We start from the raw sequence: 14,477 nt of genomic DNA on the forward strand, positions 1-14,477 counted from the left end.
GTTTTATAACACAGTATTGAATGTTTTTTAAGCGCAGCGCACTAATTAAGCGCTTGGCTTTTCACCTAATTTTGCTTTACCTGATTCTAAAAATTGCACAACCGTATTACGCTTTTTACCAATCAGCAAACTGCCATCAGCTAAAAACATAAAGTTTTGCCAATTGCGTTTAAATACATCAAATGTTGTTTCGATAATATTATCGCGTGCCATACAAAAATAAACAGTGGTGTTAGCTTCCCAATCTAAAAACGTTAAGATTGTTTCTGGTGGTTGCGCATCACCATTTTCCCACGCATCTTGCCAATCTACTTCTTGGCTAAAGCTTTTTTCTTGGCCACACCAATCGGTGTCTTCAAAAAAATCTGGGTGATCAAACTCACGACTTACCATGGTTGTCCAAAGTACGGCTGCGCGCTCATCTCCCATAGGCTTTATTTTTACTGCGTCTTCATCTGATACAGGTAAGTCTTTATGACGAAAAACCCATGCTTTTTTGTAATCATCTAGCGAAATATAGTTCATAGTATTGGCAAATTAGTTAACATTAAAAGTGCAAAGCCAAATTATACAAGAGATCAAAACATGACTACAGCAATAAAACCACTTTCACTCAAACCAGGCATATATCAACACTACAAAGGGCCGCAATACAAAGTTGTTCATGTTGCCACCCACAGCGAAACCGAGGAGCAGCTTGTGATTTATCAAGCACTCTATGGTGAATTTGGTATGTGGGCGCGCCCACTTAGTATGTTTTTAGAAACTGTTGAAAAAGAAGGTGAGGTCATACCGCGTTTTGCCTACCTTGGACCTGCCGTTTAACTATGGCATTATAACAAAATAACTTACTCCTCAGACCAGACAAGGGTACACCGTGCAATTTAATTCAACTGACAATTACATAGCAAGTAGCGCGCTTAAACAAGCTGTAAATGCTGCCATAATGCTCGAAAAACCACTTTTAATTAAAGGCGAACCAGGCACAGGTAAAACCATGCTGGCTGAGGAGTTAGCTAAAAGCCTAGATACCACGCTTATTCAGTGGCATATAAAATCGACCACTAAAGCGCAGCAAGGTTTATACGAGTACGACGCGGTTTCGCGCCTGCGCGACAGCCAATTAGGTGACGAGCGTGTACACAATATTGGCAACTACATCGTTAAAGGTAAGCTTTGGCAGGCATTTACGTATGCAGAGCTTAACGGCAAACGCCCAGTACTATTAATTGATGAAATAGACAAAGCCGACATAGAGTTCCCAAACGACTTACTACTTGAGCTTGATAAAATGGAGTTTCATGTTTACGAAACTAATGAACGCATTGTCGCAAAAGAGCGCCCTATTGTGATCATCACATCAAATAACGAAAAAGAATTACCGGACGCATTTTTACGCCGCTGCTTTTTTCACTATATTGACTTTCCTAGCAGCGACGAAATGCAGCAAATTATTGACGTGCACTACCCTAACGTTAAACAGGATTTAGTACGCCAAGCACTCGAAGTGTTTTTTAATCTGCGTGAAGCTAACGGCCTTAAAAAGAAGCCATCCACCAGCGAATTACTCGACTGGTTAAAGCTTTTAATGGCTGAAGACATAGACGCTAAAACACTGCACGACAAAGCTAAAAAAGGTGGTTTAATGCCAATGTTTGGCGCATTACTTAAAAATGAGCAAGACATAAGCCTAATCGAAAAACTTGCCTTTATGAGCCGCCGTTAAGATGTTGATTGCGTTTTTCTTCAAACTGCGTGAATACCGCTTGCCTGTAAGCCTGCGCGAGCTACTTGATTTAATTAACGCCTTAAAAAAAGGCGTTATATTTGCCGATATAGACGCCTTTTACCATTTAGCACGCACCATAATGGTAAAAGATGAAACGCACTTTGATCGATTCGACAAAGCTTTTAGCGACTACTTTAGCGGTATTGCCGACCTTGATTTACTCGAGAGTTTAAAGCAACAGCACAACTTACCTGAAGATTGGCTACGTAAAGAGTTTGAAAAAAACTTAAGCGATGAAGAAAAAGCTCAGCTAAAAGCTATGGGTGGGCTCGACGAGCTTATGAAAACCCTAAAAGAGCGTTTAGAAGAGCAACAAAAACGCCACGCAGGCGGCAATAAATGGGTGGGCACTGGCGGCACATCACCTTTTGGGGCATACGGCTATAATCCAGAAGGCGTGCGCATAGGTCAAGACAGCAACCGTAATCGCCAAGCGGTAAAAGTGTGGGACAAACGAGAATACAAAAACCTCGACACCGACAGAGAAATTAGTTCGCGCACAGTTAAACTCGCCCTTAAAAAACTACGTAAATTTGCCCGCACTGGCGCAAGCGACACGCTTGATTTAAACGAGACTATTCGCGCTACTGCAAAACAAGGCGGCATGCTTGATGTAAAAATGGCACCCGAACGCCACAATGCCGTAAAAGTACTCATGCTGTTTGATATTGGCGGCTCAATGGATGACTACATTCATACCTGCGAAGAATTATTTAGCGCCGCCCACAGCGAGTTTAAACACCTAGAGTTTTACTACTTTCATAACTGTTTATACGAGCACGTTTGGCAAGACAACGCGCGCCGCCATTCAAACGTGATTGACACCATGACGCTGATTAATAAATTTACCAGCGACTATAAAGTAATATTTGTTGGCGATGCTACTATGGGCCCTTACGAAATAGCTTATGCGGGCGGCTCGGTAGAGCACTACAATGAAGAGCCCGGCAGTGCATGGTTACAACGTGTCACAAACCACTTTGATAAAGTCGCCTGGCTCAACCCACAACCGGTTGAACACTGGCCGTACTATCAATCAATTGGCTTTATAAAAGAGCTAATGAACAATCGCATGTATGCGCTGAGCTTGGATGGAATAAGTAGAGCGATAAAAGAGCTGAGTTAAAATGAGTAATAGGAATATATTAAAACTAGTTTTGTTTGCATCACTTATTATAAATATGGTTTTTGTTACTATCTTTCTAAGTGACTCTAAAAAGGATAAAAGCATTTATTTATTAGCAAGCAATGTTGAAGCTAAATGCTTGAATGACTGGAAATCACAAGACTCTAGGGTGCCTTTTATTAACTCTCATCAAATTTTAGGGCCAGATCCTTTTACTGAATATAACCTTTTAGAGCTGGGAGGTTATGATCAGTCAACATCTTTCACATACGAATTCTCAGCATGTTTTAAAGATAAATTTTCTACAGTAAGAACAATTGCAGAGATGAAATATGCTATTGATTTCATGGGTAAGCAATCAAAAAATGTTGGATTTTATAAATTACCAAATTCTGATGAAATTATTGTTTACTCAAATGAGTAACAATTAGGCTAGATTGGCTAAACTCACAACTCGTCGAGCATTGGCTGCACTATCAATCAATTGGCTTTATAAAAAAGCTAATGAATAATCGCATGTATGCGCTTAGTTTAGATGGGGTCAGTGGAGCGATAAAAGAGCTGAGTTAGATGCGAACTAACGACAGTTCAGTTCCTGCAGCTAACCTTCTAGGCGTGTATCTGAAACTCTGTTGGGTGGCGCCTTCGGCTTAACCAACCTACCTTTTGACGTAGGTCGAATAAGTAGCGAAGCCACGCCATCCGACAAAAATGAAGAATTTACTAGAAACAACCCGACTTACCACGTTAATCGTATGCAAGCTAAACACCTCTCATACTTGTGGTTCTTTAGAAATAGAAGTTTCTTTTATGGTCGTAAATTTAAGTTATCTTTAACTTTTCTAACTCTTCATATATTTTAAAAACTTCTCCTATTATTGAATTACTTTTAGCTCCTAGGAGCTTTGGCATCCTATGAAATAGTGATCCTTTTCGTTTGTAATCTAAGCCAGGATAGTGCGATATAAACTCGTTTTTATTATTAACTACGTAACCACACTTTATTTCTGAGCTCCTCATTTTTGAGACTGCACTGGTATAATAATTAGCTCTCAACTCGTAATTATGAATTGCGTCTTCTAACTCTTCTAAAATACAAAGCAAACGTTTAGTTTTAGTGCCTATTAATATTTCTAAGTATGTACTCATAGAAAAAATATTAGCAGCCTGTGCACTTAGCTGGTGGTATCGGATAGAAACCGCTTCTTCAAGCAGCTTCAACTCATTCTCAAGCTCTTGTATTTCATTAATTATTTCGGGTATTTTTAAATCTTCTTTAGCTTTACGATCCAACTTAGCAAATAGTAAATAAGCCTCATCAGCCATCTCAAGAACAAAATTAGGCAATGATTGTACCTGTTTACTGAGAAACTCTCTAAACTCTTTAACACCTTGATTATGCCTAAATAATATAAATTCTCTTACAGCAACAAGAGCAGCTACAACTGTAGCCATTCCACCAGAAAAGCTTCCAAAGTTTGCTAAAATATTACTAGACACTCCCTTTGCTGATAGAATTATAAATGAGCCATATAAAAGAGTTGCTATTGAAAGCCAAAGAGCGAGCCAAAAGAAGTAATTTATATAAAGTCGACCTACTTTTACTTTTAGATGCTTAAGCATTTAACATTTCCTTTACATAGACATCTAGTAACATAACACAATCTCGGCTTCCCCTTATAAAAGCAAAGTATCAAATCTTGACTTCATACATCATAATTTTTAACTGTCAGCTTCACGCTCTGAGCCGCCATACAAATAATATATACGTCGTCTGACTATAAAACCTTACTTTCTCGTTCATTTTTGTTCAAAGCCCTTTACTCATAAACAAGCTGTACGGATCTAGCTCATAATAACCAAATGGTTCGCATTCTTTAAAACCAAACTGAGTGTAAAGCTTTTGTGCGGGTAAAAATGCTTCAGCAGTGCCGGTCTCTAAACTTAGCTTTTTATAACCTTGCAAGGTCGCTTGCTCAATAATATGCGTGAGTAACTTAGCGGCTATGCCTTGGCGTAAATAGCTGCTTGATGAGCGCATTGATTTAATTTCGCCATGAGTGGCATTGAGCGCTTTTAAAGCGCCAACACCCGCTAAATTATTATCAATCCATAAGCTATAAAAAGTTATGTCGGGCTGAGTGAGTTTGCTCACATCAAGTGCATGCACGCTCTCAACGGGTGAGTGTTTTAGCATATCGTTATGGTGTGCTTGTAGTAGCTTTATAACGTGTGGGTTTGAAAGATCACCTATTCTAATATTCATTTATACCTCATTTAAATTTTAAGCTTTAGGGCTTTAATTAAAACCCTAAAGTAAGTGATTATATTTAGAATGCTAGTTTCCACACTACAAACGCGACAGCAAACCCAACTAAGTACACTAAACCTAACCACGTTAAACTACGTAGTAACACGCTATGCTTAATAGCAGGCTCTGATCGCACAAGGCTAAAGTTGAGCCATGCAAATACAGGCGTTGTAACAAATGAAAGTGTCATAGCAAACGTAAGCATGGGGCCAAGGGCTGATTTAAAAAATAAAATAACGGCCATGCCAGCAAGTGCTTGTAGTATTAACCAAATATTTAGGCTGTGTTTTGATTGCTTAAAGCCAAGTAGTTTATGAGATTCGTTAAGCGTACGGGCGTAGCCATCTAGCACGGTGAGTGTAGTGCCAAACATACATAAAAAGGCGATTGCTGATACAAGCGGCCTTGCCCACTCGCCTATTGTTAATGCGTACATATCAATAAGCTGCTTGGCAAACGCGACACCGCCGAGTTCTATACTACTGGTTTGCCCGTACTGCACTAATACACCTAAGCTAAAAAATACCAAGGCTAAGCCAGCTGTAAGCCAGTAACCTACGTTAAAATCGAACAAGCCTTGGCTTTTAGAAACTGTTTGTTGCGCTTGTTTTTCTTTTAGCCATAAAGAACTTAATGCAGATATTTCGATAGGGGCTGGCATCCAGCCCATTAAAGCCACCATAAAGCTAAGCATGGCAAGTTCATACGGTGAAGGTCCCACATAATCAGCAGGTGCCATTGGGCCGTTACTAAATGCAATGGCAAGGGCAATCAAAGTAGCGAGCGTAAGCAGCCCCATAATGCCTTTGGCAACGTTATCTAGCGCTTTAAAGTGTCCAAGTAGCAATATAACTAAACATACACCCAGCAGCATCCAACAAAGCAAGGTTACTTCAATAACCATGGGTAAGGCGTAATGCAGTAAGCTTGCGGTAAGCAGTAATACGCCGGCGGTATTAACAACAGCGGCAACAATGTTTAAGCCAATAAAACTGTAGAAGTAAAACGGGCCTTTGCTTTTATAGCCCTCCACTAGGCTATTTTTAGTGGCGAGTGTGTATTCCATACCAAAGCGAAAAAACGGGTACTTTAAAACATTAACAACGAGGATAAGCCAAAATAATTGCCAGCCAAATATTGCCCCAGCTTGCGTAGAGGCAACTAGGTGAGATCCGCCAATAGCGGCTGTTGCCATGAGTATTCCAGGCCCAAGCGCACCTAGTCGAGACTTCCATACTGCTTTTGTTGTGTGCATTAATTTCTCAAAATATGTGTGTTGTGTGTTCTTTTTATCAATTTTTATAATTAATAAACTGCAAGAACGCATAACTTACCTAAATTACAGGCAATAAAAAAGAGCCATACGGCTCTTTTTTACAATACTTTGTGACTAAATTTTATTTAAGATCCATCTCTTGGATGATCTCGTGTGCGATTTCAGGTGTAGTGCTAACAGGCTTTTCGTGTAAGTTTGCTTTTATCTGCCCTTTTCGATGTTTTAGTGCTGCATCGAGTTTTTTAGCTGCACTTGCAATGGCAGGGTACATAACTTCGTTTTCCCCTTTTACCGATATGCGCGTGCCTTCATAATTAGTGCTAATTTCAGCTTGGATTTTATGATGTTCTTTAGACAAAATAATTTCGAGTGCAATAAGCGATGGGAAATGGCTCTCGATTTTTGAAAATTTTTCGTTGATGTGCTCTCTAATAGAGTCAGTAACTTCAACATGGTGACCAGAAAGATTAATTTTCATAGGGTATCCTTTTATTTGTTACCTCATAAATAGTATTGGGGGCTATTTAGATTAACACAAGGAAAAAAGAGATATATTTGAGGTTTATTTGCGGTTTTTGGTGATTTAAATCATGCGTTGCGCAAAGTTTATGCAAAGCCCATAGTGCATGGGCTTTCAGACGTCTAGCTGTACTGATTAATCTGTGTACGAACAACAGTAGTCAGCAAAATCAGATACTTTTACTTTAAAGCTTACATTTGCATCAACATTAAACGATTCACCCGCGTTAAATGTTTTCCACTCACTTGCGCCTGGTAATAAAATATCCCATTGGCCAGCTAAAAGCTCCATGCACTCTTTTTGGTTTGTATCAAAAACAAACTCACCTGGTTGCATAAAGCCTAACGTTTTCGCTTCGCCATCACCTAAAATAACGGTACGGCTCGACACTTTTCCGTCAAAATATACATTGGCTTTTTTTACTACACTCACGTTATCGAACTTTGGCATTTTTAGCTCCTGCTATTAATTTAAGATTTTTATTTATAAATTTTATCGCACTACCTTGCCTGATAGCTTACTTTCTTGCAAGGAAAGCTGCATTGATCAAGGTGAAGTTGCTTCATGTAAGGGCATAAAAAAACCCGCAACATGTGCGGGTTTTTCAATTACTTACTTTATTTAATCAAAGCGATTAAAAAAGCTCGTTTGCTTTGCTTACAATGTTTGCCACTGTAAAACCAAAGTGCTCAAACAGCTCGCCTGCAGGTGCTGACTCACCAAAGGTAGTCATACCTACTACTGCGCCGTTTAGGCCTACGTACTTGTACCAGTAGTCAGCAATACCTGCTTCTACTGCTACGCGGCGTGAAACAGATGCCGGTAATACGCTTTCTTTGTATGCTGCGCTTTGATCTTCAAAGGCATCAGTACATGGCATAGATACAACACGTACCTTTTTACCTTGGCTGCGTAGTTCGCTTGCTGAATCTTGTGCTAGTTGCACTTCAGAGCCCGTCGCAATAAAGATAATCTCTGGATTGCCGTCACAGCTAAGGATGTAACCACCCTTTTTAACGTCACTTAATTGCTGTGCGTCACGTGCTTGTTGCTCAAGACCTTGGCGAGTAAAGATAAGCGATGTAGGGCCGTCTTTACGCTCAATAGCTTGTTGCCATGCAATTGCCGACTCAACTTGGTCACATGGACGCCAGTTGTATAAGTTAGGCGTTAAACGCATGCTTGCAATTTGCTCTACTGGTTGGTGAGTTGGACCATCTTCACCTAAACCAATTGAATCGTGCGTGTATACAAAAATGCTTGGTTGCTTCATTAATGCAGCCATACGCACAGCATTTTTTGCATATTCAACAAACATTAAGAACGTAGCACCGTAAGGAATAAAGCCTTTATGAAGGGCAATACCATTCATAATTGCCGACATACCAAACTCACGTACACCGTAATAAATGTAGTTACCGCTTGCATCATCGCGTGTTAAACCTTTAGAGCCATCCCAAATAGTTAAGTTTGAGCCAGCTAAATCGGCTGAGCCACCCATAAATTCTGGTAATAACGGACCAAACGCATTTAATGCATTTTGTGATGCTTTACGAGACGCTGGGTTTGCAGGGTTTGCTTGTAATTGCTCAATGTACGCTTGTGATTTTGCAGCCCAATCGCCAGGCAGTTCGTTATTAATACGACGTTTGTATTCAGTTGCAAGCTCTGGGTATGCTTTTGCGTATGCTGCAAATTTTTCGTCCCAGCTTGATTCAAGCTGCTTGCCTTTTTCTTTGCCATCCCACTGTGCGTAAATATCATCAGGAATTTCGAAAGCATCGCCAGTCCAACCTAAAAATTCGCGAGATGCTTTAATTTCGTCATCACCTAGTGGAGCACCGTGACAATCATGGCTACCTGATTTATTAGGTGAGCCGTAACCAATAATTGTTTTACAACAAATTAGTGAAGGTTTATCGGTAACGCTTTTTGCTTCTGCTATTGCAGCACTTACAGCATCGCTGTCGTGGCCATCAACACCACTAATTACATGCCAACCGTATGCTTTAAAGCGAGCTGGCGTGTCATCTGTAAACCAACCTTCTACTTCGCCATCGATTGAGATGCCGTTGTCATCCCAAAATGCAACAAGTTTACCCAGACCTAATGTGCCTGCAAGTGAACCTGCTTCATGAGAAATACCTTCCATAAGGCAGCCATCGCCCATAAATGCATAGGTAAAGTGATCAACAATATCGTGACCTTCACGGTTAAACTGTGCAGCTAGCGCTTTTTCAGCAATTGCCATACCTACGGCATTTGTGATCCCTTGACCTAATGGACCCGTAGTAGTTTCGATTCCTGGTGCATAGCCATATTCAGGGTGACCTGGTGTTTTAGAATGCATTTGACGGAAGTTTTTAATTTCGTCCAGTGGTAAGTCGTAACCACTTAGGTGCAATAGAGAATAGATAAGCATTGAACCGTGGCCGTTTGAAAGAATAAATCTGTCACGGTCAGCCCACTCTGGATTCGTTGGGTTATGTTTTAGATAATCGCGCCATAATACTTCTGCGATATCAGCCATGCCCATAGGGGCTCCAGGGTGACCAGATTTGGCCTTTTGTACTGCGTCCATTGACAAGACGCGAATAGCATTTGCAAGTTCTTTGCGAGATGGCATGAATTCTCCTACCTTTATGTGTATTTGCGCGGGTATTTATGTGTTTGTTTATGCACCCAAGTAACTTGGGTTCGTTTATACCGACCATTCTTACTTATTGTGGGGGCTGTGTGCAATTAAAAACCCTATAAAAGTGAGGCATTATGAATATTTTTTAAGACCAAAAAGTTATTAGTAATTTTATTTAGACGTCTAGGCGTAAAAACACTATGCAAGGTGTTTTGTTTTCGATAAAATACGCCCCTTAATTTTTTAGCGCTAATACCGACGTTTGTGAAGCGCAATATTTGTGAGCAGAATTACAATGGCAAAACATTTATTTACTTCTGAATCAGTTTCTGAAGGTCATCCGGATAAAATCGCCGATCAAATCTCTGATGCGGTACTTGATGCTATCCTAGAGCAAGACTCTCATGCCCGTGTTGCATGCGAAACTTACGTAAAAACCGGTATGGTTATGGTTGGTGGTGAAATCACTACTAGCGCATGGGTTGATATCGAAGAAATTACACGTAAAACAATTCGTGACATTGGCTACACAAATTCAGACATGGGCTTTGATGCCGATTCATGTGCAATTTTAAACACTATCGGTAAACAGTCTCCAGACATTAACCAAGGTGTTGACCGTACTAGCCCAGAAGAGCAAGGCGCTGGCGACCAAGGCTTAATGTTTGGTTACGCATGTAACGAAACAGAAGTACTAATGCCTGCTCCAATTACTTACTCACACCGTTTAGTACAGCGCCAAGCGCAAGTACGCAAAAGCGGCGAGCTTAACTGGTTACGTCCAGATGCAAAATCTCAAGTTACTTTTGCATACGAAAACGGTAAGCCAGTAGGTATTGATGCTGTTGTACTTTCTACTCAGCACAGCGAAGACATTTCGCAAAAAGATTTAGTAGAAGCTGTGATGGAAACAATCATCAAGCCGGTACTTCCTGCAGAACTTATTACAAGTGCAACTAAGTTTTTCATTAACCCAACAGGTCGCTTTGTAATTGGCGGACCAATGGGTGACTGTGGTTTAACTGGTCGTAAAATTATTGTAGATACATACGGTGGTATGGCTCGTCACGGTGGTGGTGCTTTCTCTGGTAAAGATCCATCAAAAGTTGACCGTTCAGCAGCATACGCTGCACGTTACGTTGCTAAAAACATTGTTGCTGCTGGTCTTGCTGACAAGTGTGAGCTACAAGTTTCTTACGCAATTGGTGTTGCAGAGCCTACTTCTATTAGCGTTGAAACGTTTGGTACAAGCAAGCTAGAAGAAAGCCGTTTAATCGAGCTTATTCGTGAACACTTTGACTTACGTCCTTACGGCTTAATTCAAATGCTTGATTTAGAGCGCCCTATCTACCTTCCTACAGCGGCTTACGGCCACTTTGGTCGTGACGAATTCCCTTGGGAACGTACAGATAAAGCAGACGCACTTCGCGCAGCTGCTGGCCTTTAAGCCAAAATTGTTGTAGTAAATTAAAAACGGCCCTTTTAAGGGCCGTTTTTGCATCTAAAACTTATTCGCTATATTGTTTGTAGCGCGTCTACAAAATAACTATTAAATCGACCTCGAATTCTTTTGTACTTTAGGTATATACTCATTTCATTATAAAAGCTTTAGGGACAGTTAAATGGCCGATAACTTTCGCGTTATATTTGCAGGACTTGCCGATAACGTTGACATAAAAACAGCATGTACAAATTTAGCTGCAAAATTAAAAACGTCAGATGAAAAAGTAGCTCTTTTTTTTAAAGGTAAGCCACTGTTTGCACCAAGCGATAAAGACAAAGCGTTAAAACAGGCTAAGTTACTAGCAAGCTTAGGTATTAAAAGTAAGCTGCAAGCTGTTTCAAATGCAATTCAAAATAGCTCCCCCGCAGCTGCAAATAACAACCAACGTGACGAACGTATTTTTGATGCACTCGATTACATCACTAGCAGCTTAATTCGCCTTGAAGAAAAGCTAGACGAGTTAGAGCAACGCCTTCCTGAAGCTCAATTAAAAGCACCAGACGAAAGTATTGACGAATGGCAAGGTGACGATCTAATGCTAGATGATGATTTAGCGCCTCCTAAAAAACGCAGTAACTTACTTTTATATTCATTGATTGCAACTGCCACCATTTTGCTAGTCGTACTGGCTGTTTTTTTAATTTTTCCCGATTTATTCTCTTTTTAAGAATGGTTAATTAATTTAATGAGCAATAAACGCGCAAAAATAAGAGCGAAAATTCGTAACACCCGTAAAAACTTGTCAAATAATCAGCAAATAATTGCTGCGCAATCGCTAAAAATGAATTTTATTCAACATTTAAAAAGCGAAAAAACAACGAATTCAAAGCATATTGCCATTTACTTGAGTAACGATGGGGAACTAGACACTTCATTGTTAATTAAAGAATTATGGAGTTTAAACCATACCGTTTACCTACCTATAATACACCCATTCAATGGCGCTAATTTACTATTTCAGCGCTATGAGAAAAACTCACCCATGAGAGCAAATCGCTATGGTATCTTGGAGCCTAAGCTGAACTGCTCTCAAATATGCCCATTACCAGTGCTTGATTACCTCCTTATGCCATTAGTTGCATTTGATAAACAAGGTAATCGCCTAGGAATGGGAGGTGGGTTTTACGACCGGACATTGGCACGTTTACACGAACAAAATTGGCAAAAACCACAACTAATTGGCCTTGCACATGAATGCCAAAAAGTTGAGGCTCTACCAATCGAGTCGTGGGATGTACCACTTAAAACCATTATCACCCCAGATAAAACATACTGTTGGTAACAATTAAATTTGATTACTAACCGCATATTTCTGACATACATGAGCACAAAGCAATGACACAAGACGAATTAAAAAAAGCAGCTGCTTGGGCAGCACTCGAGTTTGTAAAAGAAAACACTATTGTAGGTGTGGGTACAGGCTCTACTGTTAATCACTTTATTGATGCCCTTGGTTCAGTAAAGGACACTATTGTAGGCGCTGTATCAAGCTCAGAAGCCTCAACCGCGCGCTTACAAGCGTTAGGTATTGAAGTATTTGAGCTTAATAACGTTGCTGCTTTAGATGTATACGTTGACGGCGCTGACGAAATAAACGATCAAAACGAAATGATTAAAGGTGGCGGCGCAGCCCTTACTCGCGAAAAAATAGTAGCCGCTGTAGCTAAACAATTTGTGTGCATTGTAGATGACACCAAATTAGTAAAAACATTAGGCGACTTCCCGCTTCCAGTAGAAGTTATTCCAATGGCTCGCAGCTACGTTGCACGAGAATTATTAAAGCTTGGTGGTGACCCCGTTTATCGCCAAGGCGTAGTTACCGATAACGGTAACGTTATATTAGATGTATTCAACTTAAAAATTACCAATGCTAAACAACTTGAAGCACAAATAAATTCAATTGTTGGCGTAGTTACCAACGGCCTATTTGCAATGCGTGGTGCTGATAAAGTGATTATCGGTACTAAAAATGGGCCACAAATTAAATAGGATGAGGTTATGAGTAAGGTATCGTTAGCAAAAGACAAAATTAAAATTCTCTTGCTTGAAGGTGTTCACCAAAGCGCTGTTGAAACGCTAAAACGTAACGGTTACAGCAATATCGACTACGTTAAAACATCCTTACCTGAGGACGAATTAAAAGAGCGCATTAAAGATGTTCACTTTGTAGGACTTCGTTCTCGTACTCATATTAGCCAAGCCGTATTAGACTCAGCTGACAAGCTAGTTGCTGTTGGGTGTTTTTGTATTGGTACAAACCAAGTTGATTTAGATGCAGCACGCGAACGCGGTATTGCTGTATTTAACGCACCATTTTCTAATACTCGTTCAGTTGCTGAACTTGTACTTGGTGAAATCCTACTTTTATTACGCGGTATTCCAGAGCGTAATGCAGCGGCTCATCGTGGTGGCTGGTTAAAAACAGCAAATGGTTCGTTTGAAGCACGTGGTAAAACATTAGGTATTATTGGCTACGGTCACATTGGTACTCAGCTAGGTATTATGGCTGAAAATATCGGTATGAACGTTGAATATTACGATATCGAAGATAAGTTATCACTGGGTAATGCAAAGCAAGTTCACAACCTAACTCAGCTATTACAACGCTCTGATATTATTAGTTTACACGTACCAGAAACACCGCAAACTAAAAATCTTATTGGTAGCGCAGAACTTGCTGTTATGAAGCAGGGATCTATTTTGATCAATGCTTCACGCGGAACTGTTGTTGATATTGATGCACTTGCAGAAGCACTAACAGAGAAAAAACTAAGTGGTGCAGCAATCGATGTGTTCCCTACTGAGCCAAAATCTAACGATGAAGAATTTGTATCGCCACTGCGCCAATTCGACAATGTTATTTTAACGCCGCACATTGGTGGTTCTACACAAGAAGCGCAAGAAAACATTGGTATTGAAGTAGCGGGTAAACTGGCTAAATACTCAGATAATGGCTCAACTATTACAGCTGTTAACTTCCCTGAAGTATCGCTGCCTGAGCTTGCTAATCGTAGCCGTTTATTACACGTGCACCACAACCGCCCTGGTGTACTAACGCAAATTAACCAAGCGTTTGCACAGCACGGTATTAACATTGCTGCGCAATACCTACAAACAGACGCATCTATTGGTTATGTAGTTATTGATGTAGATACAGATCAATCTGAAGTAGCACTTAAAGAACTAAGCGCTGTTGAGGGTACAATTAGAGCACGTATTTTACATTAATAAGTACTTTTGATATTAAGAAGGGTCCTTATGGACTAATGCCGATCATTTAAGAATTAGTTAATAGCACTTGAACGATCTTCTAGGT

16 protein-coding genes are annotated in these 14,477 nt (G+C 40.2%); 9 read left to right on the forward strand and 7 right to left on the reverse strand.

Annotation, left to right across the window (positions count from 1 at the left end):
- Positions 1–45 precede the first annotated feature (45 nt).
- Complete coding sequence (locus GQR38_RS18360) at positions 46–525, reverse strand: DUF2947 domain-containing protein (RefSeq protein WP_165722869.1); 480 nt, start codon at positions 523–525, stop codon at positions 46–48.
- Between the two features lie 60 nt (positions 526–585).
- On the opposite strand from GQR38_RS18360, the gene GQR38_RS18365 reads away from it, so the two are divergent.
- The 4 genes from GQR38_RS18365 to GQR38_RS18380 are packed head-to-tail and all read left to right on the forward strand — an operon-like array spanning position 586 to position 3,339.
- The gene (locus tag GQR38_RS18365) at positions 586–825 is read left to right on the forward strand and encodes a DUF1653 domain-containing protein (RefSeq protein WP_010554438.1); all 240 of its coding nucleotides are present in this window, start codon (positions 586–588) and stop codon (positions 823–825) included.
- Between the two features lie 52 nt (positions 826–877).
- Positions 878–1,726 carry a MoxR family ATPase gene (locus GQR38_RS18370; RefSeq protein ID WP_010554437.1) on the forward strand — a complete coding sequence of 283 codons (849 nt, stop codon included), beginning with the start codon at positions 878–880 and terminating at the stop codon, positions 1,724–1,726.
- A gap of 1 nt (position 1,727) precedes the next feature.
- On the forward strand, positions 1,728–2,915 hold the full coding sequence (locus tag GQR38_RS18375) for a VWA domain-containing protein (RefSeq protein WP_165722870.1): 1,188 nt from the start codon (positions 1,728–1,730) through the stop codon (positions 2,913–2,915).
- Position 2,916: 1 nt separating this feature from the next.
- Positions 2,917–3,339 (forward strand): hypothetical protein, encoded by a 423-nt coding sequence (locus tag GQR38_RS18380; RefSeq protein ID WP_165722871.1) that lies wholly within the window; start codon positions 2,917–2,919, stop codon positions 3,337–3,339.
- 398 nt (positions 3,340–3,737) lie between these two features.
- On the opposite strand, the gene GQR38_RS18385 is transcribed toward GQR38_RS18380, so the two are convergent.
- The 6 genes from GQR38_RS18385 to tkt all read right to left on the reverse strand — a co-directional run bounded on the left by GQR38_RS18385 (position 3,738) and on the right by tkt (position 9,648).
- Complete coding sequence (locus GQR38_RS18385) at positions 3,738–4,538, reverse strand: hypothetical protein (RefSeq protein ID WP_165722872.1); 801 nt, start codon at positions 4,536–4,538, stop codon at positions 3,738–3,740.
- 187 nt (positions 4,539–4,725) lie between these two features.
- On the reverse strand, positions 4,726–5,181 hold the full coding sequence (locus GQR38_RS18390) for a GNAT family N-acetyltransferase (protein ID WP_165722873.1): 456 nt from the start codon (positions 5,179–5,181) through the stop codon (positions 4,726–4,728).
- Between the two features lie 64 nt (positions 5,182–5,245).
- Positions 5,246–6,421, reverse strand: coding sequence for a divalent metal cation transporter (locus GQR38_RS18395; RefSeq protein WP_165722875.1), 1,176 nt, complete (start codon positions 6,419–6,421; stop codon positions 5,246–5,248).
- A 202-nt stretch (positions 6,422–6,623) separates the two neighbouring features.
- The gene (raiA, locus tag GQR38_RS18400) at positions 6,624–6,980 is read right to left on the reverse strand and encodes a ribosome-associated translation inhibitor RaiA (RefSeq protein ID WP_007584763.1); all 357 of its coding nucleotides are present in this window, start codon (positions 6,978–6,980) and stop codon (positions 6,624–6,626) included.
- Positions 6,981–7,157: 177 nt separating this feature from the next.
- Complete coding sequence (locus GQR38_RS18405) at positions 7,158–7,472, reverse strand: pyrimidine/purine nucleoside phosphorylase (protein ID WP_002958974.1); 315 nt, start codon at positions 7,470–7,472, stop codon at positions 7,158–7,160.
- A gap of 184 nt (positions 7,473–7,656) precedes the next feature.
- On the reverse strand, positions 7,657–9,648 hold the full coding sequence (gene tkt, locus GQR38_RS18410) for a transketolase (protein ID WP_010554422.1): 1,992 nt from the start codon (positions 9,646–9,648) through the stop codon (positions 7,657–7,659).
- Between the two features lie 304 nt (positions 9,649–9,952).
- Between tkt and metK the strand changes: the two genes are divergently transcribed.
- From metK to serA, 5 genes are all read left to right on the forward strand, one after another.
- On the forward strand, positions 9,953–11,104 hold the full coding sequence (gene metK / locus GQR38_RS18415; protein WP_007584761.1) for a methionine adenosyltransferase: 1,152 nt from the start codon (positions 9,953–9,955) through the stop codon (positions 11,102–11,104).
- A gap of 175 nt (positions 11,105–11,279) precedes the next feature.
- Entirely contained in the window at positions 11,280–11,828 is a 549-nt protein-coding gene (locus GQR38_RS18420) for a hypothetical protein (RefSeq protein WP_101217711.1), read from the forward strand.
- A gap of 18 nt (positions 11,829–11,846) precedes the next feature.
- A complete protein-coding gene (locus GQR38_RS18425) occupies positions 11,847–12,443 on the forward strand; it encodes a 5-formyltetrahydrofolate cyclo-ligase (protein ID WP_010554418.1) in 597 nt (198 codons plus the stop codon).
- Positions 12,444–12,496: 53 nt separating this feature from the next.
- Entirely contained in the window at positions 12,497–13,150 is a 654-nt protein-coding gene (gene rpiA / locus GQR38_RS18430) for a ribose-5-phosphate isomerase RpiA (RefSeq protein WP_024591469.1), read from the forward strand.
- A gap of 9 nt (positions 13,151–13,159) precedes the next feature.
- A complete protein-coding gene (gene serA, locus GQR38_RS18435) occupies positions 13,160–14,389 on the forward strand; it encodes a phosphoglycerate dehydrogenase (protein ID WP_165722874.1) in 1,230 nt (409 codons plus the stop codon).
- Positions 14,390–14,477: the final 88 nt, after the last annotated feature.

The organism is Pseudoalteromonas sp. c7(2019) (assembly GCF_011378625.1).
Lineage (GTDB): Bacteria > Pseudomonadota > Gammaproteobacteria > Enterobacterales > Alteromonadaceae > Pseudoalteromonas > Pseudoalteromonas arctica.

Bases quoted from the DNA above. Each gene is read 5' to 3' on its own strand.
- GQR38_RS18360 (WP_165722869.1), bottom strand. From the start codon at position 525: ATGAACTATATTTCGCTAGATGATTACAAAAAAGCATGGGTTTTTCGT.
- GQR38_RS18395 (WP_165722875.1), bottom strand. From the start codon at position 6,421: ATGGCAACAGCCGCTATTGGCGGATCTCACCTAGTTGCCTCTACGCAA.
- GQR38_RS18405 (WP_002958974.1), bottom strand. From the start codon at position 7,472: ATGCCAAAGTTCGATAACGTGAGTGTAGTAAAAAAAGCCAATGTATAT.
- raiA (WP_007584763.1), bottom strand. From the start codon at position 6,980: ATGAAAATTAATCTTTCTGGTCACCATGTTGAAGTTACTGACTCTATT.
- tkt (WP_010554422.1), bottom strand. From the start codon at position 9,648: ATGCCATCTCGCAAAGAACTTGCAAATGCTATTCGCGTCTTGTCAATG.
- rpiA (WP_024591469.1), top strand. From the start codon at position 12,497: ATGACACAAGACGAATTAAAAAAAGCAGCTGCTTGGGCAGCACTCGAG.
- GQR38_RS18390 (WP_165722873.1), bottom strand. From the start codon at position 5,181: ATGAATATTAGAATAGGTGATCTTTCAAACCCACACGTTATAAAGCTA.
- GQR38_RS18375 (WP_165722870.1), top strand. From the start codon at position 1,728: ATGTTGATTGCGTTTTTCTTCAAACTGCGTGAATACCGCTTGCCTGTA.
- serA (WP_165722874.1), top strand. From the start codon at position 13,160: ATGAGTAAGGTATCGTTAGCAAAAGACAAAATTAAAATTCTCTTGCTT.
- GQR38_RS18425 (WP_010554418.1), top strand. From the start codon at position 11,847: ATGAGCAATAAACGCGCAAAAATAAGAGCGAAAATTCGTAACACCCGT.
- GQR38_RS18365 (WP_010554438.1), top strand. From the start codon at position 586: ATGACTACAGCAATAAAACCACTTTCACTCAAACCAGGCATATATCAA.
- GQR38_RS18385 (WP_165722872.1), bottom strand. From the start codon at position 4,538: ATGCTTAAGCATCTAAAAGTAAAAGTAGGTCGACTTTATATAAATTAC.
- metK (WP_007584761.1), top strand. From the start codon at position 9,953: ATGGCAAAACATTTATTTACTTCTGAATCAGTTTCTGAAGGTCATCCG.
- GQR38_RS18380 (WP_165722871.1), top strand. From the start codon at position 2,917: ATGAGTAATAGGAATATATTAAAACTAGTTTTGTTTGCATCACTTATT.
- GQR38_RS18420 (WP_101217711.1), top strand. From the start codon at position 11,280: ATGGCCGATAACTTTCGCGTTATATTTGCAGGACTTGCCGATAACGTT.